Raw genomic sequence first — 23,383 nt, forward strand, 5'->3', positions numbered from 1 at the left:
TATCCTTGTGACCAAGCCGTAACTCTTTATTAATGCAACTATTCACTCATCAATATGAGCGAAATTACCAGCCAGAGTTCAAATCATTTGGCAAAAATAGTGGACCAATTGGCATTTCTGGGAGCTGGTACTCATCAGGATAATCAACGTCAACCAAGTACAACCCCTCCGCCTTAGCAGTCGCTCCTGCCAGTTTGCGATCTTTCTGCGCCAGCAGCCATTCAAACCACTCTGGTGGCTGCTCGCCTTTACCAACGACAATCAAGCTGCCAGTGATGTTGCGAACCATATGATGTACGAAGGCATTGGCTTTAATGTCGATCACGACATACGGGCCATGGCGTGACACATTTAAATGCATGATATTACGCCACGGACTGCGAGACTGACACTGTACCGCCCTAAACGAAGTGAAGTCATTTTCACCTAGCAAGTACTGACCAGCTTGATGCATTTTTTCAACATCAAGCTCCCCATGATAATGGCTGATACCAGAAGATAAAATGCCAGGACGCAAATCATGATTGAAGATCACATAACGGTAACGTCGGGCTGTCGCGGAGAAACGCGCGTGGAAGGCTTCTGGCACTTCTTTAGCCCAACGTACGGCGATATCTTTGGGAAGGTTTGCATTGACGCCCATCGTCCATGCTACGGGCTTACGGATTGCAGAAGTTTCAAAGTGCACCACTTGCCCTGTACCGTGGACACCAGCGTCAGTTCGCCCAGCACACTGTACTTCGATAGGTTCATTGGCGACAACGGAGAGTGCTTTCTCTAGCTCTTCTTGAACGCTATTAACTTCACGCTGTCTCTGCCAGCCGAAGTATTTTGCACCGTTATACTCAATACCTAATGCTACTTTCATCGTTAACTCTGCATCTGTGAATTTTCAAAGGGGGCAAAGTATATACGCAAGTGTCGTTTGTATAAAGTCACAGCCTGTGAATGCACGGTCATTTATCTGTTTGGATGTGGTCATTCGCTACTTTTGCTAATAAGCAAAAAAGGAAAAACGGTGGTCAGCCACCGTTTTCCTTTACTTAGAGTTGGGTTAACAAAGGTTATTGATACTCAGATAACTTACTCAGCAGCCGTTTGGCTTCGTCCTCAATCTGCCCTGAACCCTCAAGCAACACTTTTTCTAGTAGCTTGATCGCCCCCTCGTAATCGTTCATCTCAATATAGATTTTCGCCATATCAAGATTACCCGCTGCTTCGGAGTCGCTATCGACATCGACATCGGATATTGGACCGATAACATCAGGGAACTCATCTAAGCCCACATCAAGCTTTAGCTCTTCTTCATCTTTGTCGGACTCTTCACCATCTTGCACCTGAGCCATAAGCTCATCAATGGTCATGAACTGACTATCTGTAGCATCAAAGTCGGAGTCAGGGTCTTGAGAGGACCAGTCTTCATCCGCTGCTTTCGCTAGCGATCCAGCATCATCGTCATTCCAAATCGCTTGCTCTTCGGCAGGAATATCACTGTTGATCGCCGCACGTTGATCATCGGTCAGCGTAAAGCCGTTCCAGTCTTCCCCCGCATCCGATGTTGGTGCATCTTGCAGCATCGCTTCAATGTCCAAACCGGCACTATCCGCTGTCGTTTGATCGACGGGAGAAATATTTGAGAAGGCTGCATTATCACCATCTTTTAATAGCTCATCTAAGTTACCTTCTTGCTCAATAGCTGACATGTCAACCATATTAAAGGCATCAGCAAGCGCGTCGATTTCGGAGTGATCTAAGGTTTCCCCAACCATCTCCTGAGGCGCGAAAGACGGCTCTGAAATGTCTGAGCCTTCTGTTGAATTAACGACCTCGGTATCATTCCCAGCAAAATCCATCGCAGCTTGCTGCTCGTCATACTCAGGAATCGACTCTAAGCTTATCTCTTCTAGCTCAAGACTGTCTTCGCCTACTGTTAGCGGTTCGAGGTCTTCCGATGGCTCATGAGCGACCTCCGACAGCGCGTCTTCCTCGGTGAACTCAGGAAACTCAAAATCTTCGTCGATAAGCTCGTTATCAGGCTCTGGCAAGTCGTTCTGTATAGGCGTCGGCTCTTGTTCTAATGCTGGCACTTCATCTTCAGAGAGTGTCTCAGCGACAGGAGCCTGCTCTTGTGCACTTTGCACAGAATCAGCAATCGCATCTTCCTCGCTGTACTCTGGAAGCTCGTCATCAGCAAAAGCAAACTCACCGTCAGCGGAGTCCTCTGATATCGGTAAGTCTTCACCCACACCCTCAGCATCTGCAAAGGCTTGCTCTTCACCGTACTCACTCTGTAGAGCGTTCGCTAAAAAATCCGCATCATCAAGCTCTGTTTCGGTTGATGCCGTAGCACTTTCAACAGGCTCAGTCTCTTGAGATTCAAACGAATCTGACTCAGCTGCGACTGACTTAGCATCAGATGACGCACTCTCTACGTCGTCTACAAGCCAATCATCGTCCGAAGGTATACCAAACTCATTAGCGACCAGAGCATCCAACTCTTTTCGTGCCTGCTCGGAATTATCTTCCTCATGAGTTAGGTTACTTGCACCTTCAATCTCTGGTGCAAACTCAAAGTCCGCAGACGAGTCCGAGGTAGGCTCTGACAGCGCTTGCGGCGCAACACTATCCTGTTCCGCATCAAGCTCTAGAGAAGGTTCTTCCAGAGACTGATGAGCGTCGAGAGCCTCTTCATCGACAGTTTCAACCTCAGGATCAGCCTCAGCAGCAGTTAGGCCTACATCCACCGGCTCTGGCACGGCCTTCTCTTCCGACTGCTGGGCACTGACTTCATTTAGCAACGCGTCAATGTCGTCTTCGGAGACCGCCGTATCCTCTAGATCAACTTCGAGCTCATGATGCTCTTCGTTTGACTGTTGCTGCGGCGCGTCAAACGCTTCAACTTCGCTTACCGTTTCACTGGCTGCTTGAGACAATTCTTCAACCGCTGAGCTCTCGTCAGCAGCAATATCGTCGGATGCTTCGAGTTCAGAAGCATCTTGGGATGAACTAGCCAGAGAATTCTCGGCCAATAAAGCATCGATGTCGTCTAAATCCAGTTCATCTTCTTGTTGGTCCAAAACCGTTTCAACAGATGAAACTGTAGTGTCTTCATCAGCAATGTCAGATCCTAACAAGCTATCAGAAGAGAAAGGATCTAGGTCGAAGTCATCATCTAACTCATCTTGAGTAGAGCTAGAAAGATGACTTTCAAACAAGACTTCATCTAGCAGGTCAGTACTGCTTTCGTCTAGATTGTCATCTTCGTCCGCTAATAAGTGAACGTCGTCATCATCGGATTGGCTTTGCGCATCTTCAGCAGACAAGACCTCATCAAGCATCAAATCTGAATCATCAAGATCGGATAGCTCAAAGTCGTCCTCGAGCATCTCATCAAGTAAATCAACGTCGGTTTCGTTCGCTACTTGTGCATCGGTATCCGTCGTTGACTCCGGTGTTGCATCTATTTGAGAGAACTGGGCAAACAGGTCATCAATATCGTCATTACCGACGCTTTCAGAGGCTTCATTTGGCGAATCTAAATCGAAGCTTTCGTCAATGTCGTGTGTATTTAGAACTGGTGTATTGCGGTCTTCAGCGACGCTGTCTGTCGAGTTGCTATCCTCAGCAATCAGTTTGTCGAGTGAGGCCAGCGGTGAGTCTGCGGATAGATCATCAAGATCGATGTCACCTTCATCGAGGTCAAAATCGTCTCCTGCAAGTAACTCATCCATCTGGGCCTGGTCGAGCGAAGAATTGTCTTCATCGTCAATCGGCGCTTTATCGGATTCTGTATCACTGTCTAGGCTGAAATTAGTGAACAGGCTATCTAGATCGTCTTGAGAGACCACTTCATCACTATCGTCTTCATCTGACAGGTCTAAATCGAGGTCATCAACGTCATCACCCGGCACGGCGACATCATTAAGCGCTCGTTCCATCTCTTCAAGACCTAGTGCTTTTTCGCCATTCTTAACACTGATACCGTTGTTGCTAGCATCAAGATCGACCACGCCGATATCCAGCTCACCATCATCATCAATGCTGGCAAATGGGTCGTCGTCATCTAGATTGAAATCGAAGTCACTTTCATCAAGGTCCGCGAACACATCAGGCTCAGCATCTTCCTTAGGCTCTTCGTCAGTAGTGTCCTCTTCTTCAAGACCCGCTAATAGGTCATCTGAGAATAGGTCTTCCTCTTCATCAGCTGCGACCGCTCCTGCGGCGAGCGCTGCACCGCCTATCGCTGCAGCTCCTGCGGCCTCAGGACTATTACTTGATGCTATCTGATTATCTTCTACCGCTTTCGAAACCGCAGGCTCATTGCTGCGCTTGCGTGAGCGCATGATCATCATCACCAGTAAACCAACTAAAAGAGCAGGAATACTCGCCAGCAATGCAACGAACCAAGGTTTGGCTAACCAAACGTCAAGTTGGCTAGGTGCCAAGCGAGCAAGCTCAGCTTGCTTGCGCTTCTCTTCGCTAAGCTGACGCTCAACTTCACTGCGAATGCGCTCTTCGTTATCCACTTCCGTCTTTAGGACTTCGACCTCATTCTGTACTTCTGACAGCATGAGTCTTAGCTGATGGTTACGCTCTTCCAGAGAAAGCAATTCGCTTTCAGAGCGACTTAGCTCTTCTCTAAGTGCTTGCGTCGCATCGGGCTCAGCTTTCGTTGTACCCGAAGCTGAAGACTTAGGCACAGACGGTTTGGCCTCCGCCACTTCTGGCGTTGGTGTCTCTTTGACTATCGGCTGCGCGGGTACTGGTGGCTTATCTGCGACCTTTGTCGGCTCTGCAATCGAAGGCTCTGTAACCAACGGCTCTACAACTGACGGACTCGGCGTTACAGCACGTTCTGGTCTAGGCGTTGGTGCAGGAGCAACGCTCTGATTGAGCTTATTTTGGTGTGCTGAAAGCACCGCCAGCGCTTCTTGTAGGTCAACACGATTGATTAACTCATTAGAAGGGATTCGCAACTCGCTACCGGGAGCAAGCTGATGAATATTATTCTGCTCAAACTGCCCTGGGTTTAGCTCGTAAAACGCATAGATGGTTTGTTGAACACTCGCATTTGCTGGCTTAAATCGACTTGCGATTGACCATAGGGTTTCGTTTGCTCCCGTTGGTCCATAATAACGCGCGGGCGAGTCAGAATCTGACGCGACGGCTTGGCGTACCGGTTGTGAATATTGCGGAGCCGAGATGACTTCGCCGTTAGGGCCGGTTAATCGAATAGTGTCAGCGCTGATTGAAAAAGGTGTTGTCGCTCCTGCTAGTGCTAACGTCACTAGCAAAGGCTTTAAAAAATGATGCATGGAAGGCTCAGCTATCTGCAATAAATAAAACAATTCTTATCTCGGTACTATATCGGATAATCACTCCAAAACTATAGTTCAGCCTTGAAAAAACATGATTCAAGCATGATATTGGTACCATTTTTACATTGCTTAACAGCACAAAGGCCCCTAAAACGGAGCCTTTGATTAAAAAGTGACAAGAGAGCGCTAAAACCCTCACTCACACAATTGGTGTGCGATGTTATCGCAGCTCAGAAGCAACGACTTAGAAGCCACTGCCTAGAGACCACTACCTAGAAGCCACTACCTAGAAGTAATCGCGAATCAACACTTCCGCAATTTGTACTGCGTTGGTTGCAGCACCTTTGCGCACGTTGTCCGCAACGACCCATAAGTTAACGCCGCTATGATGGCTAATATCGTTACGAATACGACCGACCATCACATGATCTTTACCGCCCGCGTCACGAACTTGCGTTGGCATATCTTCACCGTGGAACACTTCGATACCTTCAGCTTGCTCAAGCAATTGAACCACCTCTTCTGCAGAGATAGGTGCGCGAGTCTCTAGGTGAACCGCTTCCGCATGACCATAGAATACCGGTACGCGAACACACGTTGGGTTGACCATAATGCTTGAGTCATTGAAGATTTTTTGGGTCTCCCAAACCATCTTCATCTCTTCTTTGGTGTAGCCGTTATCCATAAACTGATCGATTTGTGGGATGCAGTTAAATGCGATTTGCTGACCAAACGCTTTTGGCTCAACTGGCTTGCCGTTTAGCAGCATTGCCGTTTGGCCTGCTAGTTCATCAATACCACTCTTACCTGCACCGGACACCGACTGATACGTTGTCACGTTAATGCGCTCAATACCTACAGCATCATGAATTGGCTTCAGTGCCACCAGCATTTGGATCGTAGAGCAGTTTGGATTAGCAATAATATTGCGGTTTCTAAACTCGGCAATGGCCTCAGGGTTAACTTCAGGCACGACTAGCGGCACATCGTAGTCGTAACGGAAGTTTGAAGAGTTGTCGATCACAACGACGCCTTCATCGGCCGCAATCGGAGCCCATTTTGCCGACTGTTCACCACCTGCAGAGAAAAGTGCGATATGGACTTGTGACCAATCGAAGTTCTCTACGTTCTCAACCTTCACTGTTTTACCGTTTATACGATAGGTTTTACCTTCGCTGCGCTCACTCGCTAGCAGGTAGACATCACCCATCGGAAACTCACGTTCTTGCAGCACTTCGACCATAGTTTCACCTACAGCACCTGTTGCTCCAAATACAGCGATATTAAATTGTTGGCTCATTTAGTTACCTCGATTTGAAATCCTAGTTCTGCTAACGGCGCGAGATTACATGTCTCATCACCCTTAACAAGGACAGCGCCGTATTCGCGTCTATCCCAATAAAACTTGCGCATTTTGTCGAAGCCATTTTCGTTGTAGATTTCACGACGGAAAATGGCGTCGTCCTTGCGTACATCATAGATGATCTGCGTCATACTGTGCAGTGCTGCTTCATCCCAAGCACGATCAAGCGTCAATTCAGGAATTGGCGCAACGGGTAAAAGTGCATCAGGGTTTGCACGTTCAGACAACCCAAGAAACTCACAATAGCTGTTAAAGATCATGGTGGTGCCACGAGCTTTACCTTCAAGACCATAACCGGCGATGTGAGGGGTCGCGAACGTTAACAGAGGTAATAGATCAAAATCAACTACTGGCTCAAACTCGAACACATCTAATACAGCGGTAAAGCCATCACTCTGAAGCAGTCGCTGCTTTAATGCCTCGTTATCAACAACTGGGCCACGTGCAGCATTGATCAAGATCTGGTTGCTGCGAAAATTAGCAAGGCGCGCTTGGTCAATGAGGTGATGGGTTGGGTAGTCACCGTCGCGAGTGATAGGGGTATGCATGGTGACCACATCAGACTGCTCAAGCAGAGCGTCTAACTCGGTAAAGGTTCTCGTATCACCTTCATTTTGTTTGATCGGGTCGTTAAGCAATACGTTAATGCCGATACCTTGTAGACACTTTTGTAGATAGCTACCCACCTGGCCACAGCCAATGATACCAACGGTCTTGTCAAAGATAGAAAAACCTTGTTGCTGGGCGATTACCATCAAGCTACTGATAACATACTCAGCAACACCGACCTTGTTACAACCTGGCGCTGCAGTAAAGTAGATGCCGCGCTGCTTTAACAAAGCTTGATCAACATGGTCCATTCCTGCCGTTGCAGTTCCAACAAACTTTAGCTTGTTCGCCTTTTCCAATAGCGCTTCGTTAACCTTAGTGATTGAACGAATCATCAAAGCATCGACATCAACGAGATCGTCCGCCGTTAGCTCACGGCCTGGTTTTGCGATGACTTCACCTAGCTGACTAAACAGTTCGACAGCATAAGGCATTGCCTCATCAACAATAATCTTCATGGGAGTATCCAATGGGGTTGTCCTTACAATAGGCTGAATTGTGCAAGATATATCAGCAGGTGTCGAGTGAACGATACACAAAGAGAGTCTGACTGGAGTGTTAGAAAGAAAAATGCCCAGCCATAAGGCTGGGCAAGATCCAGAACAAAAGGATTCTAACCCGCTCTCCAGGGGCTAAAACTTGCGTCTGCGACCAGTTTTCACTGATCAGCTCTGGAAATCATTGAAACTGATTATCCAGGATTAACCTTGATATTTTTTCAGTACTAGCGTTGCATTAGTGCCGCCAAAGCCAAAGCTGTTTGACATTACCGTGTTTAGCTCTTGCTCACGCGTTTCTGTCACAATGTCTAGACCTTGAGCGGCTTCATCTAGCTCATCAACGTTGATGCTTGGAGCGATGAAGCCATGGTGTAGCATTAGCGTTGAGTAAATCGCTTCGTGCACACCTGCTGCGCCTAGTGCGTGACCTGTCATCGCTTTAGTTGCAGAGATTGCTGGACTGTTGCCACCAAACACTTCTTGGATAGCACCAAGTTCTTTCACGTCACCTACAGGTGTTGATGTACCGTGAGTGTTCACGTAATCAATCACTTCAACGTCTTGCATCGCCATCTTCATACAACGCACAGCGCCTTCACCAGATGGTGCTACCATGTCGTAGCCATCAGACGTTGCGCCGTAACCTACGACTTCACCGTAGATCTTTGCGCCACGAGCGAGTGCGTGTTCGAGTTCTTCAACGACAACCATACCGCCGCCACCAGAGATAACGAAACCGTCACGGTTAGCATCGTAAGTACGAGACGCTTTTTCTGGCGTTTCGTTGTACTTAGTTGATAGCGCACCCATCGCATCAAACATCATAGTTTGAGACCAATCTAGCTCTTCGCCGCCACCAGCAAAAACGATATCTTGTTTACCAAGTTGGATAAGCTCCATTGCGTGACCGATACAGTGAGCAGAAGTTGCACATGCAGAGCTCATCGTGTAGTTCACACCACGGATTTTAAACGGTGTCGCAAGACATGCTGACACTGTAGAAGACATAGTACGAGGTACCATGTAAGGGCCAACACGTTTCACACCTTTAGCGCGAAGCGTATCAACAGCAACTGTTTGGTTAAGTGCAGATGCACCACCTGAACCCGCAACAATACCCGTGCGGTCATTTGAAACTTGGTCTTCTGTCAAACCCGCGTCTTCGATCGCTTGCTCCATTGAAAGATAAGCGTACGCTGCCGCGTCGCCCATGAAGCGCATTTTCTTACGGTCGATGTGCTCAGCTGGGTTGATTTTCAGATCACCCCAAACCTGAGAACGAAGGCCCATCTCTTTGAATTGCTCAGAGGCGTTAATACCAGAACGGCCTGCTTTAAGAGACGCTAAAACTTCTTCCACGTTGTTACCGATGCTCGAAACAATACCCATACCGGTAATTACGACTCGTTTCATGTGACATTCCTATAAATTCAAAAACGGCTAAATGATAACGAAGATACAGGATAAAAGTGGTCAGCTTTCCCATAAATTCGTACAATTCGCATCAATAAATGCTATCGATGCCCCACTAAATGTAGTTGTGATAACTTTCTACAAACGGGTATAACACAAGATAAGTGTCAAAATTATGACTTCCATCACTCATGCTCAACTCGACTGGAATGAGTCGGGAACCCCTGTATCCGATCAATTTGACGATGTTTACTTCTCTAATGTCAATGGTTTAGAAGAAACTCGTTACGTATTCTTGAAGCAAAACCGACTTCCGGAGCGTTGGAGCGAACTCGACCAGCGTCGCTTCGTCATTGCGGAGACAGGTTTTGGTACCGGACTTAACTTTCTTGCGGTGTGGCAATGGTTTGAGCAGTTCCGAGAGCAAAACCCAGACGCGTCACTCAAAGAGCTGCATTTCATCAGTTTTGAAAAATACCCGCTTTCCAAACAAGATCTGGTCAAAGCTCATCAATCATGGCCTGAGCTGGCTAAGTACGCTGAGCAATTACAAGCGCACTACCCTATTGCTGTACCAGAATGTCACCGCATCGTGCTCGCTGACGGCGCGATCACGCTAGATCTCTGGTTTGGTGACATTAAAGATTGCATGCCTTTAGTTCCGACTCCAAGTAACGGTGTGGTTGATTGCTGGTTCTTAGATGGATTTGCACCAAGCAAAAACCCTGAGATGTGGAACCAAGAACTGTTCAACAACATGGTCAAACTGGCCAAACAAGATTGCACCTGCGCGACGTTTACTGCTGCGGGTTTTGTTCGTCGCGGTCTTATCGAAGCCGGCTTTGATATGAAAAAAGCGAAGGGCTTCGGTACCAAGCGAGACATGATTGTTGGTCATATCGCAAACAAAACACCTTTCTCAAACTACGATGCTCTTTACTATCGTGAAGCAAACTCAAATCCCAAACACGTCGCTATTGTCGGTGGTGGCGTTGCCAGCGCAACCCTTGTTGCTTCTCTAGCTCAACGCGGTATCAAGACAACGCTCTATTGTAAAGATAATGAGCCAGCGCAAGGCGCATCGGGTAACCGACAAGGTGCTGTCTACCCGCTCCTTAATGGCGAACATCAAGGCGTATCTCGCGTCTTTGCTCCCGCTTTTCTGTATGCAAGACAATTTGCGGAACAGGCAGCAACACGTTTTGACTTCGACCATGATTGGTGCGGGGTGACGCAACTGATGTGGGACGAGAAGTCAGAGAAAAAACTGGAAAGAATGCTCTCTGGCAACTTTCCAACGGAGCTCATTCAACGACTGGATGCGGCGCAAACCACAGCTGCAATCGGGGTGGAGTCACCGCATGCTAGCGTCAATTATCCATTGGGAGGCTGGCTATGCCCAGCAGAGCTCACCAAAGGTTTAATCGAACATTACAAGACCTCTGGAATGCTCACGGTTCACTTCAACAGCGAAGTAGCATCTCTGATGCAGATAGAAGAAGGCAAATGGCAAATATTGCTAAGCAAGTCTAATGAACCACAAGGACCGCACTTTGACGCTGTGATCATCGCTAACGGTCATGAGTTTACGCAAATCGAGCAAACTAAGCCGTTGCATCTTACGGCAGTAAAAGGACAGGTAAGCCACATACCGACCACCAGTGTGCTACAAAAGATTCAATCAGTACTTTGCTACGACGGGTATATGACGCCCCACAATCCAAAGACAATGACTCACTGTATCGGGGCTAGCTACGACAGAAAGAATATTGATACTGATTTTGACGACATCGCCCAACAAGAGAATGGCGATAAACTGAGAGCCTGCATCCCAAGTGTAGATTGGGTCAATGACGTTGACACGAGTGATAACAAAGCGCGCCAAGGAATCAGAACCGTCAGTCGTGACCACTTACCTTTCATGGGACCGGTCACCGATTTTGCCTCGCTCGACAAGAGTTATAGTGACGCGCTATCGAAGCCAGAGAAGCTGCCAAACTACACTGGCCTTTATTGTTTGCTGGGCTTGGGTTCCCGCGGTCTAAGCTCTGCACCTCTTCTCGCTGAAACGCTTGCTTCACAGATATGTGGTGACCCGTTACCGCTGCCAGTCGACGTGCTGTCTGAGCTTCATCCCTCAAGAGCTTGGATTAAACGAATGAACAAATCTAAGCCACTGAACGACAGCTAACCACCATTTCAAGATACCAAAGCGAGGGACACCCCCCTCGCTTTCTACTCAATGCACCCAACTAATAGATCCCAACCATAATCCCACTTGCCTCAAAGCTGAATCAGCGTTCAAAAAATGAGAATCACCAAACAAACCATGTGATTTGGCTCACAATAGTTCGACGTGTGCACTGTTCGCTCCCATAATCCCTCTAACACAGGGAGTGTTTGTATGAAATTGTTTTGGGTGCTTGTCACTTGCTGCTTTTTGGGGAATATCACGTTTGCCTTCGCGGAGGGGGTAGGTTCGCGCTCTGCTGACGTTAAAGTACTTTTCGTCAATCCAGGCTTCTCAGATGAGAGCTTTTGGGGCGATGTAGACAAATATGCCATAGCAGCCGCACAGTCGCTTGATATCCAACTAGAAATTATCCATGGTCAGCGGGACCGCATTCTCACGCAGCAAAAGCTTGCAGAGCGAATGAAAAAAGCACCGGAGCCTGATTTCGTTATCCTAGTGAATGAAAAAGGATCGGGGCAAAACCTTCTCGAGCCAATAGCGCCGCGCGGAAGTAAAGTCACCTTCGCCCTAAATGACTTAGCTGCAAGCGAAAAACGCATCATCTACGCAAACCCTAAATATGCACACCGCCTGCTACCTGGGGTATTTCCTAACAACTACAACATCGGTTACCTGAGTGCTCAAAGCTTGTTTTCGAGTGGGGGAAGCGTGCCAGGTGACTTTGTCTTGATATCCGGCGATAAAAACACGCCCGCTTCTATTAACCGTGAAGCGGGAGCCACATCGTTCATTATGCAGGAAGATAGGGTGTCACTGTCTCAACGAGTTTATGGTGACTGGAAGGAATCCATCGCTTATGAGCAAGCAAAGGTTTTACTAAACCGCCATAAAGACATTCGCTATCTGTGGACAGCTAACGATCACATGGCCTTTGGGGCTATTCGCGCTTTAGAGGATGCAGGGCTAGAGGCTGGAGAAGATGTTTTTATTGGTACCATTAATACGTCGGCCGAAGTGTTGAATGCGCTCGCTAAAAAACAAATTGCATCCTTATCTGGGGGACACTTTACTGCGGTTGGCTTGGCTTTAGTGAAAATCTATCATTATTCCAACGGAGAGCCTTGGCCTCAGCGCACCAAATACAACCTATTCCAACCGATTATGTATCCTTCAGACTTGTTTGACATCATGAAGCAAAAAGATTGGAACAACATCGACTTCAAACGCATCGATATTCGAGCAAACCCCATTAATCCGTTTGCCCCTCAGCTCGGGGAGGCTCAATGAAGTCATTTCCGGTGAAAACGCTAAGACACAAAATCATCGCAATCATGCTCGTGGTTACCGGTATGCTGGCTATCGTCAATATCAATATTCAAGCTTATGTTGACTACCAACAAGAACTGGTGGATATCGAAAACAATGCGACCCGGCATGTTCGCTCGCTCAGTCACCCCATTTCAGAAGCTCTTTGGGATCTAGACTTGCGACAACTTGAGCAGCTCATTGTCAGTATTAGTGAAGACAAGTACATTCGAGATATTCGTCTAGATGGCATTGACGGCACTCAAATCAGCTCCAGCGATGATAGCTTTCAATCTAATGATCACCATAGCTATGAACTGAGGTACAACGGGCGATTTTTAGGCATACTCTCCTACCATATTGACGATGCACTCATACAACAAGAAGTCTTGTCGCGCCTTTGGTTAGGGTTGGCACTCAACACCTTAGAAGCGTTGGTGATCATTTTGGTGGTCATCATCATTATTTACGTGCTGGTCACTAAGCCATTGAAGGAGCTATACACGCTATCTAAAACCATTAACCCTAAAACCACCCGCAAACTTAAGCTCCCTGAAAGCCTCACTCAAAGTGACGATGAACTCTCTTATGTCGCCAAGGCACTACAACAACTCAACAGCACCTCAAGACGTGCCATTGCGGCTCAAAGAAGAACTGAGAGACAGCTTCTCCACCACCAAAATCAGTTAGAGCAAAGCATCCAGATCCAAACGAAAGCCTATAAAACACAAAGCCAACTTCACCGAATCTTGGCAGACATGTCTTTGAATATTTTGACGTGTAATGAAGAGAGCATGGCGACGGTCATGTATCGAGCGTTTGAACCTATTGGAAGCCTACTTAATATCGACAGGCTGAGCGTCCTTGCTGTTGAAGACAACGTAGCCAAGTATCGCTACTCTTGGCGCTCAGATGGCAGTGACAACCCCTACGGCCAGGGGTTCAACATTGATTCAATGACCTTTTTGCAGCGTCGATTGCGCTCACTGGAGCCGATCTTAATCAATGACACCGAGACTCTGCGACGAGACGCCGAAAACGAATATCAAATGCTATCTGAACTAGGCATTCAATCTGTTGCCATCTTTCCACTGATTGATGGCAAGTCAATATTTGGCTTATTAGTCGCTTCAAACACCAGAGAACCCTCACCGTGGAGCGACACACAAAAGACTATTTTGAGTCGATTATCGACGACAGTGAGTGAACTACACATCCGGATGAGAAACCAAAAAGAGATGACAGCGCTGCAAGATGAGCTCATCGAAGCGAATCAGCGCCTACACATCGCGGCTGAAACAGATGAATTAACAGGACTTCCTAATCGCCGCCCATTTATGAATGAGTTAGAACACCACGCGAACAGTCTCTACGTAAGCACTATTACCACTATGATGATCGACGTAGACCATTTCAAACAGTACAACGACCTTTACGGTCATGTTCAGGGCGATTTTGCCCTCAGGTATGTCGCTAACGCGCTTAAACATATACTCGCACCGTGCGGACACATGGTCGCTCGAATTGGCGGTGAAGAGTTCTGTGCCCTACTTATCAACGTGAGTCATCACGAAGCGTTAGTTCTCGCCGAGCGAATGCGATTAGAAGTCAGTGATCTAAAAATCCCTCACACGGGCAATAAGCCATTTGGTGTGTTATCCGTATCCATTGGCGTCTCTCACCAGGTTGTAGACGAGCAAATTGCCACTCAATTGTTATTAGAGAATGCCGATGCTGCTTTGTATAGGGCAAAAGAGAAGGGTCGAAACCAGGTTCAATCAGAGCCGTCCGAGAATAAGCAGTGAATCACGCTGACTATTTGGTCTACTTTCAATCAACTGGCGCAAAATGGCTAATTTGAATACGACAAACTACTATTATCGAAACCATAAATTATTGCATTTTTTTGACAAAGCGCTGATACGTACACTGCACAATCTCCCGCTTTTTCGTTCCACAAACTCATTTGGTTTACTTATGAAAAAATTACTATTGTTACTGAGTCTTAGCCTTACCGCTGCAGCCCCGACCTTCGCAGAAACTGAGACAGTACCAGTAGGGATAAGACCATGCTGCGCTTTTGGCACCGGTCTTAAAGCAGAGCTAGGAAGTGTCCCTGTCCCGTTCTACTCCATCAAAAACGTACTTAATACTGAAGACGTCAATGCTCATGTGTTTAACGATGGCTCTGCAAGTGTTGTGGGCAGCTTGTTTGGCACGTCTGACGAAGTCAATGGTCTGATTTTCACTAATAAAGGTGGTTTCATCGATACGGCGCACGTACGAGACACTGCTGATTTCGCGTTTTACCTCTATCGCTCTCTCAAGCAGCGCGAAGAGAACAGTTACGAAGTAAACCTGACACCAGAACTTCGTGAGCGACGCATCGTATTTGAGAATCTGGATCAGCTAAATAGTGACAATCACGATGAGGCGAAACTCGCGGCACTCATGGCATTCCGCCTCGCACAATGGCACGAAATTGCCCAGTGGTTTGGTCTTGTCTCTGTTGGGGGGTTTAAGGAGTACCCTTCTGCATTCTCGCCAGAGGATTTGTATTCGAACATGCTGGGTGCACTCATCGCTTATGAAATTCTCAAGATAAACCCTGAGATCAAACAAGAAGCGTTTGTCGTGCTGTTCCCAGACTATTTCCGTAAACACCTCAAGATGCTTGATGCGCAGGACGAAGATACGACGATAGCCAAACTCAAAGAGATTGATGGTATTTGGTGGGACAGCTCAAAACGACTGCCAAACAAATGGGTAGTGAAAACACGTGACTATCACTTTAGCCTAGATCTGATTCCAAATGCCGTCACCAATGGTACGCCTCTATCCTTGACGCCATTTGAAGAGCTTGAGCAATATGGACAGTTACAACTGGTAAAAGCTGACAAGATTCAGTCATTTGATATACTTACGAGCACATTGACGGACAAATCCGTTTGGACTCATGAAGATTTTCAAGCGATTGGCGACACCTCTAAGTCTGTTGATGATAAACACGAAAACAATCGAAACGACGCACTCACTCTAAAGTTGAACTAAGACATGACTGAGATCCAAAAAAACACAGGTCTAAAACGTGTAATCTACGCTGCCCGATACTCTTGGTATGGTTTGATTGCAGCATGGAAGAATGAGGCGGCGTTTCGACAAGAATGCGTGGCGTTGCTCCTCGCTGTCATTGTCGCTTTCTCATTGGACGTTTCTTTGTTTGCAAAAGCCGCTCTCGTTGGCAGCGTCATCTTTGTGATGATCGTGGAGTTAATGAACTCAGCGGTGGAAGCTGTGGTTGATCGCGTCGGCCTAGAAAGGCACGAGCTCTCTGGAAGAGCCAAAGATCTCGGCTCCGCAGCCGTATTCCTTGCCATCGGTTTAGCACTCATCGTCTGGATCTCGATTCTCTGGATGCACTTTAGCTAGCACCGACAAGTTAAACGGAAAGGCTTACTCTCTATTTGAGGTTAAGCCTTTTTTGCATCCAGTATCTTAAGTAGCTCTGTTACATAGCAGCGACACCTAGAGGCTACACCTCGAAACCATACCTAGAAGCCATACCCAGAAACTACACCTAGCAACAAGGTTCTCAATTGTTGTCATTTGCTTTACAGTGACCCTATCTCCCTATTGATCCGAGGCGCTCGTGAATCTGCGACAGCTGGAAGTCTTTCACGCCATAATGCAAGCTGGCACCGTCTCAGGTGCAGCCAAGAACCTGCATGTATCTCAACCCAACATCACGCGAGTGCTCGCTCACACAGAGCAGCAGTTGGGGTTCTCACTGTTTGAGCGTGTAAAAGGACGCCTAGTCCCCACACAAGAAGCACATCGACTTCTACCAGATGTTGAAAAAATCTATCGCCAATTGGGAGAGTTTCAAACCCTAACGGAAAAGGTGCGAAGCGGTCATCAACATATTAGAGTTGGCGCGCCGCCCATACTTGCATCTAAGCTCCTGCCACCTATCGTCACTAAAGTAAATCAGCAATACGGTTATTCCATTGATCTGATGACAGGCAATCACTCAGAACTTTGCCAAGCTCTACTCACTAATGAACTTGATATTGCGATAACGTTCGGCGAAGAAACACCAGCCGGGATCTCTCACGAGCGGCTGATAAAAGAGACAATGCGAGTGCTACTCCCCAAAGACCACCTATCACACAACCTAGTACAAGGTAGCTCAATATCACTCTCTGCTGTGCTAGCGGCAGATATTGGTATCATCGCGCTAGACGATAGAGACCCGCTTGGAGTCAGACTTGCGGCGGCTATTCGGGCTATTAACCCTGATTTCTATGCTTCATTCACCGTTCGTAGCTACAACGCAGGCGCTGAGCTTGCCAAGCTTGGCGCAGGTATTGCTATCGTAGACCCATGGACAGCTGATCAATATAAAAACGAGAAAAACCTCAAGTTTGTTGCACTGAGCGATTCCATCGACTGCTCCGTTTCTTTGCTCACCAGCGATATTCACGCAATGTCCATCGCAACCAAAAACTTGCTATCGATTCTAAAAGCCAGTAATACCTCATTGTAATTGCACTGCCTATAACATGAGGTTATAGGCGAGCAACAACAGAGTATTCGTCTGCTCGATCTTATCCCTATATCTTGGACATTCAATATTTGCTATCCAACGTAAGGGACACTATGAACATTGCACAGCCTTATCTTCTTTTCCTCGGAGATGTCACCGACCCACTCGCAGCAAAAACGGCTCGCGGTATCGTCCAATGGCGACCACAAGCTTGCCTAGGTGAACTGCGCTTAACTGAAGAAACCGTTTCTCTAGGACTCGAAGCACTAACCCTCGAGCAAGCTAAAGCAAATGGTGCAAAAACCTTAGTGATTGGCACAGCAAATGCTGGTGGTGTCATCCCTAGAACCTGGGTTGAAACGCTTATTACTGCGGCTAACCTTGGGTTTGATATTGCCTCAGGTATGCATCAGCGTCTTACCGATATTCCTGAACTCGCAGCGCTTGCCAGCCAAGGTAAGATCCAGTTGTTCGATGTTCGTCATTATGATGAGCGCCTAGATGTGGGCACAGGTGCCAAACGCCAAGGTAAACGCCTTTTGACTGTCGGTACAGACTGCTCAGTAGGTAAAATGTTTACAGCGCTAGCTGTTGAGAAAGCACTTACACAACAAGGTATTAATGCCCAATTTAAAGCCACCGGACAAACTGGGATCCTGATTGAAGGCACGGGTATCTCAGTAGACGCGGTTGTCGCAGACTTTATTTCAGGAGCCGTCGAAGCGCTAAGTCCGAGTTTTACTGATCATGAGTGGGATATTATCGAAGGGCAAGGGTCTTTGTTTAATCCCTCTTTCGCTGGCGTAAGCTTAGGTTTACTGCATGGTGCTCAACCTGATGCGCTGGTACTGTGTCATGAAGTCGGACGCGAACATATTCGCCATTTACCTCATGCTGCACTGCCAAGCATAAAGCAGACTATCGAAGCGAACCTTATGGCGGCGAGAGTCACTAACCCTGCTGTGCAGTTTGTTGGCATTTGCCTCAACACTTCAAAAATCGATGACAAAGAAGCCGAAGCGTTATGCTTAGAATGGAGTGAGAAGTTCAATCTACCTGTGACTGACCCTGTTCGTTTTGGGGTTGATGAGATCGCACGACGTGTCGCGGCGCTATAGCAATAGCGATGAACTGAGAGACTTCCGTTTTAGGTGCATTCATCTAAACCTACGAAAAGCATGCTCTGTTACTTGGTCAAAGGGATACAATGACATTATGAAAATCGAAGCGCACCATCACTCCATCAAATTAGCGAAGCCGTTCACGATTTCTCGAGGGACGCGAACGCACGCCGAAATGGTAAGAGTGTCGATAACCTATCAAGACCACATTGCACAAGGGGAATGTACACCGTACCCAAGGTATGGTGAGTCTGTTGATTCGGTCATCGAGCAAATCAACGCGTTTAGTGAAACGCTCACTTCGTTGACTCCCGAGCAAGCCCGCATAGAGCTCCAGCGCTGCCCTGCAGGTGCCGCGCGCAACGCCATAGACTGTGCACTATGGTCGCTCGAAAGTATGCTCAAAGGGTCTCATTTCCCTGCTCCTTTCTTTACTATTAAGCCGAGTATTGAAACAGCAATGACGGTTTCCGTCGCCGATGTCAGGACTATGGCAGATCAAGCGAGTGAATATGTTGAGCAAGGTGCGACGCTGCTTAAGGTTAAGCTCGATGGTGACGCAGTCCTTGAAAAAATCAGGGCGATCAGAGAAGTGGCGCCTAGTGCGAAGATCATCATTGATGCTAACGAAGCATGGGCAGACATGGATCTGGCCACGGTCTTTACCGATTTAACGCCTTTCAACATCACTATGATAGAGCAACCTGTCCCTAGTGGTCAGGATGCGTTATTGAAAGACATCCCTCACCCCATTCCTTTATGTGCCGATGAAAGTTGTCATACTCGCGAACAGCTTGGTGAACTGGTCGGTATTTATGAGATGATCAATATTAAACTGGATAAAACCGGCGGACTTACCGAAGCGCTTGCTCTTGAGAAAAGCGCCCGTGAAGCCGGGCTAAGCATCATGTCAGGTTGCATGCTCGGCTCATCCTTAGCGATGAAAGCCGCACTGCCGATTGCCAACCGTGCTGAAGTGGTTGATCTCGATGGTCCTGTTTTACTAGGCTCGGATGTTGACAATGGCCTTCGCTATCAGCAAGGGAAGCTCTATCTCTAACTAGCCCGTTCAAAAACGACAAAGCGCGCGATAACCTGAGTTTATCGCGCGCTTTTTGGTATTGACCGAAGGTAAGCTAACTAAGCGCCAGACAAAAGCTCAACATCACGTCGTTTAATGACGCTTCTTAGGCGCAACAGCATTAATATTGCCGCCACAGTTAGGCCGGTAAGAATACCCACCCAAAAGCCCTTTTCTCCCATAGCGGGAACAATGTGATCAGTTAGACCGAGCACCACACCTAGGGGCAGTGCTAACCCCCAGTACGAGGCGATGGCAAGGATCATCGGTACTTTGGTGTCCTTGTAGCCACGCAGGGCACCATTAGCCGATGTCTGAAGCGCATCACTGAATTGATACATAGCGGTGAATACTAACAGCGTGGCCGCTGTAGCGCTCACTACTGGATCTGTGGTGTAAAGACGAATAATCCAATCAGGGAACAACAAGAACATCGCCACTGAGCAGAGTGACAACAGTGCCGCAACCAAAATACCTATCTTGCTTCGTTCAATCGCACCCAGTTCGTCTTTTGCACCTAGTGCATGCCCTACACGAATAGTGATACCAAAAGAAATACTCATTGGGATCACGTAAGTCATGCTGGATATATTGAGCGCGATTTGAGCGGCGGCAACATTCTCGGCACCGATACGACCAATGAGCAGTGCAATCACAGCGAAGATGCTTCCGCATACGGCGATATTCATCCCAATCGGCAAGCCTAATCTAAGCAGGTTGAAGATAGCTTTAATTCGAGGCTTGATATCATTGAAACGAATAATGGTTTTGTAGTGGTGATGGCCCTTGATATAAGAGTACAACAAGCCCGACATTAACCAATACACCAAGCTCGTTGCCCAGCCACAACCTACAGCGCCAAGTTCAGGGAAACCAAACTTACCGTAGATAAGGACATAGTTAACGGGAATGTTCACTAAAAGACCAATCACTGAAATGATCATTGGCGCTTTGGTATTGTTCATCCCCTCGCAAAAACCATTCAAGGTATAGAAAAGTGCAATGCCGGGAACACCAAATGCCAACGCATAGGCGTAGTCACTAGCAATAGGAATGATCTCTGACGCAACACCAATCCACTCAAGAATCGGCTTTGCGCTGACTAAGTAGGCAATAAGCAAAGCACTCGAAGTCAATGCCAGCCACACCATCTGAAAGAAGTCGACCGAGATACTGTCGAAGTCACGCGCACCACGATGAAACGCAACAACCGGCGTTAATGCCATGATCACACCGCGAAGCAGAAGAAGAACCGGAATCCATAAGCTAGCGCCCAACGCGATCGCTGCAAGGTCTGCTGCGCTCACTTGACCAGCCATCGTGGTATCCACGAAGCCCATCGCTTGAGTAGCAAGCTGTGTCAAAATAATCGGTACAGACAGGTGCATCAAAGCGCCCGATTCTTTAGAAAAACGAGTTAAAGGAGGAGTAGTCGTTTGCATGAATGTCTTATAACACCAATATAAATGCACCAGTGGAGGCAGGATGGCGATTGCGCATTTTAGGGTGTGCCCGTCTAAGGCGGCGACAATATAAACACCTTAGTCTTAGATTTCAATACTGCTTTAGGCCTAAATCGCTGAAATAATGCAACCAAAATTGTATTGAACTTCATCACAAAACCACGCAGAATAGCGCGCCTTACCCTATCCTTGGGTTTACGGCATATCTCACCCGAATTGCCTCTCTTTCCTTTAATTGAGTATCACTATGAGTTTTGATTCATTAGGTCTTTCCCTACCTATTCTTCGTTCGCTTAAAAAGCTAGGCTATGAGAAAGCATCGCCCATACAAGAGCAAGCTATCCCAGCCATCATCGAAGGTAAGGATGTCATGGCGGCCGCTCAAACGGGCACCGGCAAGACCGCAGGCTTCGCCCTGCCATTGATTCAAAACCTTGATACAGGTAATCGAGTTAAAGCTAACCATATTCGCGCCCTCATCCTTACTCCAACAAGGGAGCTCGCGGCTCAGGTGCATGAAAGCGTTTATAAATATAGCGCTTACTTACCTCTGACTTCACAGTGTGTTTTTGGTGGCGTGAAAATCAACCCACAAATGATGAAGCTGCGCAAAGGTTGCGACATCATGGTAGCAACGCCAGGTCGTTTACTCGATCTGTATCAGCAAAACGCAATCAAGTTTTCTCAACTTGAAGTGCTGGTGCTTGATGAAGCGGACCGCATGCTGGATATGGGCTTTTATCGTGATATCAAAAAAATCTTAGACTTACTACCAGAGAAGCGCCAGAACCTACTGTTTTCAGCCACGTTTTCTAATGAAATTCGCGATCTCGCAAAAGGATTGGTCAACGATCCTGTCGAAATATCAGTTACACCGCCCAACTCAACCACAAAGCTTGTTGAGCAAAGCGTGTACGTAGCGGACAAAAAACAGAAACCAGCCATGCTTGCTAAGCTCATCCAAGACGGCAACTGGCAGCAAGTATTAGTATTTAGCAGAACGAAGCATGGCGCTAACCGTCTAGCTCGCTATCTAGAAGAGAAGAAGATCACCGCGCTCGCCATTCACGGTAACAAAAGCCAAGGCGCACGAACAAAAGCGTTGGCTAACTTCAAGTCTGGTGAAGTACGTGTCTTGGTAGCAACCGACATAGCAGCTCGCGGGCTTGATATTCCTCAGCTACCGCAAGTGGTCAACTTTGACCTTCCGAATGTCTCTGAAGACTATGTGCATCGAATCGGTCGTACTGGACGCGCTGGAGAAACTGGCAACGCTTACTCTCTAGTATGCGCTGACGAAGCAAAAGAGCTGTTTGCGATTGAGCGCCTGATCGGTAAGCTACTTGCAAGGCATGAACTTGATGGTTTTACGCCTGTAAATACAATACCGGAGTCGAAGTTGGATACCCGTCCAATGAAACCTAAAAAGGCGAAAAAGCCTAAAAAACCAAAGCAAAATCAACAAGAAGGTAATTCATCGCCTAGAAAGAATGCCGAAAATAATAAGCCTTCTGCAACGGGTAAAAAGAAACCGCGCAAGTTTAATTTCAAGCGCAATAACAATGGTGAGCAACCTGCGAATAAACCGCGTAAGCCTCGACCAAATCGCTCGCGTTCGAATAAACCTAAACAAGATTAGATACAAATCTAACGAGAACAAATAAAAAATCCCGCAAATAAAGTGCGGGATTTTTTTGTTGTCGTCATTCTTAATTAATTCAGAAAGTTATGCACTAGCGTATATTACGCTGCCACCTTTAATTGTATCGATGATTTCTCGAGACAAATTTTCAGGTAGTGCTGGGCATCCCCAACTGCGGCCTAGATAGCCATTTTGCTTAATAAAAGACTCGTTCGCGTAATCTGCACCGTGAACCACTATGTAGCGCTCACGCGCGTTGTCGTTGATGCCTTTATCTAGCCCGTCGAGACGCAATGAGTAACCATTCGAACCGTAGTAGGTAGAGTCCGTCAAGAAGGTGCCCAGTGAGGTTTTGCGTGAGTTCACAATGTTTGAGAACTTCGTCGCTGTTTTCTTACCACTATTTACGCCATGAGAAACGTAAGTGTTAAAAACTAACGACTTCTTATCTAAATCTATGACGAAAAAACGTTTTTCTGTCGAAGGCTTAGAGTAATCAATAATAGTAAGCAGAGACTTAGAACGGTTTGCTGCATTTTCGTAAGCGTTGTATGCATCGCTAAATAGTTGAAAATCCACAACACCTTCTAGTTGAGCACTGCGATATATACCTTTTATCGTACCTGATTCTAGTTTTACTTCGCTGCGAACGTTGTGGGAAAACAGTACTACGGCGACAAGTGCCAACAACCACAACGGCGAAAAAATATTTTTTACCATTATTACAACAAGTTAATCTAATTTAAATCAATTTAATCGGACCTCAATGTCCTTAATTGGCTGCCAATATTAGCTTAACTTTTGTGCTAATAGAATAAAATTAACGTA

General features: G+C 47.1%; 16 protein-coding genes. 9 read left to right on the forward strand and 7 right to left on the reverse strand.

The genetic code is table 11. The features are described from left to right. Positions 1-64: 64 nt before the first annotated feature. The 5 genes from truA to fabB all read right to left on the reverse strand — a co-directional run bounded on the left by truA (position 65) and on the right by fabB (position 9,203). Positions 65-868, reverse strand: a complete 804-nt coding sequence (gene truA, locus AC6I8U_RS11170; protein WP_234494133.1) for a tRNA pseudouridine(38-40) synthase TruA — start codon at positions 866-868, stop codon at positions 65-67. A gap of 196 nt (positions 869-1,064) precedes the next feature. Beyond that, positions 1,065-5,315, reverse strand: coding sequence for a FimV/HubP family polar landmark protein (locus AC6I8U_RS11175; protein WP_498016898.1), 4,251 nt, complete (start codon positions 5,313-5,315; stop codon positions 1,065-1,067). 289 nt (positions 5,316-5,604) lie between these two features. Then, the gene (locus AC6I8U_RS11180; protein ID WP_498016899.1) at positions 5,605-6,618 is read right to left on the reverse strand and encodes an aspartate-semialdehyde dehydrogenase; all 1,014 of its coding nucleotides are present in this window, start codon (positions 6,616-6,618) and stop codon (positions 5,605-5,607) included. Continuing rightward, entirely contained in the window at positions 6,615-7,748 is a 1,134-nt protein-coding gene (locus tag AC6I8U_RS11185) for a 4-phosphoerythronate dehydrogenase (RefSeq protein ID WP_498016900.1), read from the reverse strand. Before AC6I8U_RS11185 ends, AC6I8U_RS11180 begins: the two co-directional genes overlap by 4 nt. A 243-nt stretch (positions 7,749-7,991) precedes the next feature. Continuing rightward, entirely contained in the window at positions 7,992-9,203 is a 1,212-nt protein-coding gene (gene fabB / locus AC6I8U_RS11190; RefSeq protein WP_042474295.1) for a beta-ketoacyl-ACP synthase I, read from the reverse strand. 175 nt (positions 9,204-9,378) lie between these two features. Between fabB and mnmC the strand changes: the two genes are divergently transcribed. The 8 genes from mnmC to dgcA all read left to right on the forward strand — a co-directional run bounded on the left by mnmC (position 9,379) and on the right by dgcA (position 19,429). After that, the gene (gene mnmC, locus AC6I8U_RS11195) at positions 9,379-11,394 is read left to right on the forward strand and encodes a bifunctional tRNA (5-methylaminomethyl-2-thiouridine)(34)-methyltransferase MnmC2/FAD-dependent 5-carboxymethylaminomethyl-2-thiouridine(34) oxidoreductase MnmC1 (RefSeq protein ID WP_498016901.1); all 2,016 of its coding nucleotides are present in this window, start codon (positions 9,379-9,381) and stop codon (positions 11,392-11,394) included. A 213-nt stretch (positions 11,395-11,607) separates the two neighbouring features. Beyond that, complete coding sequence (locus AC6I8U_RS11200) at positions 11,608-12,684, forward strand: ABC transporter substrate-binding protein (RefSeq protein WP_498016902.1); 1,077 nt, start codon at positions 11,608-11,610, stop codon at positions 12,682-12,684. Further along, complete coding sequence (locus AC6I8U_RS11205) at positions 12,681-14,507, forward strand: sensor domain-containing diguanylate cyclase (protein ID WP_498016903.1); 1,827 nt, start codon at positions 12,681-12,683, stop codon at positions 14,505-14,507. The genes AC6I8U_RS11200 and AC6I8U_RS11205 overlap by 4 nt, the downstream gene beginning before the upstream one ends. 172 nt (positions 14,508-14,679) lie before the next feature. Next, positions 14,680-15,753: a DUF4056 domain-containing protein gene (locus tag AC6I8U_RS11210; RefSeq protein ID WP_498016904.1), complete on the forward strand. Its 1,074-nt coding sequence runs from the start codon at positions 14,680-14,682 to the stop codon at positions 15,751-15,753. 3 nt (positions 15,754-15,756) lie between these two features. Further along, positions 15,757-16,131, forward strand: a complete 375-nt coding sequence (locus AC6I8U_RS11215) for a diacylglycerol kinase (RefSeq protein WP_234494141.1) — start codon at positions 15,757-15,759, stop codon at positions 16,129-16,131. A 220-nt stretch (positions 16,132-16,351) separates the two neighbouring features. Beyond that, on the forward strand, positions 16,352-17,248 hold the full coding sequence (locus tag AC6I8U_RS11220; RefSeq protein ID WP_498016905.1) for a LysR family transcriptional regulator: 897 nt from the start codon (positions 16,352-16,354) through the stop codon (positions 17,246-17,248). Positions 17,249-17,361: 113 nt separating this feature from the next. Further along, positions 17,362-18,366 carry an N-acetyltransferase DgcN gene (gene dgcN, locus AC6I8U_RS11225; RefSeq protein WP_498016906.1) on the forward strand — a complete coding sequence of 335 codons (1,005 nt, stop codon included), beginning with the start codon at positions 17,362-17,364 and terminating at the stop codon, positions 18,364-18,366. A gap of 97 nt (positions 18,367-18,463) precedes the next feature. Next, entirely contained in the window at positions 18,464-19,429 is a 966-nt protein-coding gene (dgcA, locus tag AC6I8U_RS11230) for an N-acetyl-D-Glu racemase DgcA (protein WP_498016907.1), read from the forward strand. 80 nt (positions 19,430-19,509) lie between these two features. Here dgcA and AC6I8U_RS11235 read toward each other — a convergent pair whose 3' ends face one another. Continuing rightward, complete coding sequence (locus tag AC6I8U_RS11235; protein ID WP_498016908.1) at positions 19,510-20,892, reverse strand: MATE family efflux transporter; 1,383 nt, start codon at positions 20,890-20,892, stop codon at positions 19,510-19,512. Between the two features lie 268 nt (positions 20,893-21,160). Here AC6I8U_RS11235 and AC6I8U_RS11240 point away from each other — a divergent pair, with 268 nt between their 5' ends. Then, a complete protein-coding gene (locus AC6I8U_RS11240) occupies positions 21,161-22,552 on the forward strand; it encodes a DEAD/DEAH box helicase (RefSeq protein WP_498016909.1) in 1,392 nt (463 codons plus the stop codon). An 87-nt stretch (positions 22,553-22,639) separates the two neighbouring features. Here the strand turns inward: AC6I8U_RS11240 and AC6I8U_RS11245 are convergent, their stop codons facing one another. Then, positions 22,640-23,275, reverse strand: coding sequence for a murein L,D-transpeptidase catalytic domain family protein (locus AC6I8U_RS11245; RefSeq protein ID WP_234494147.1), 636 nt, complete (start codon positions 23,273-23,275; stop codon positions 22,640-22,642). Positions 23,276-23,383: the final 108 nt, after the last annotated feature.

The organism is Vibrio sp. KUL80, assembly GCF_059725495.1.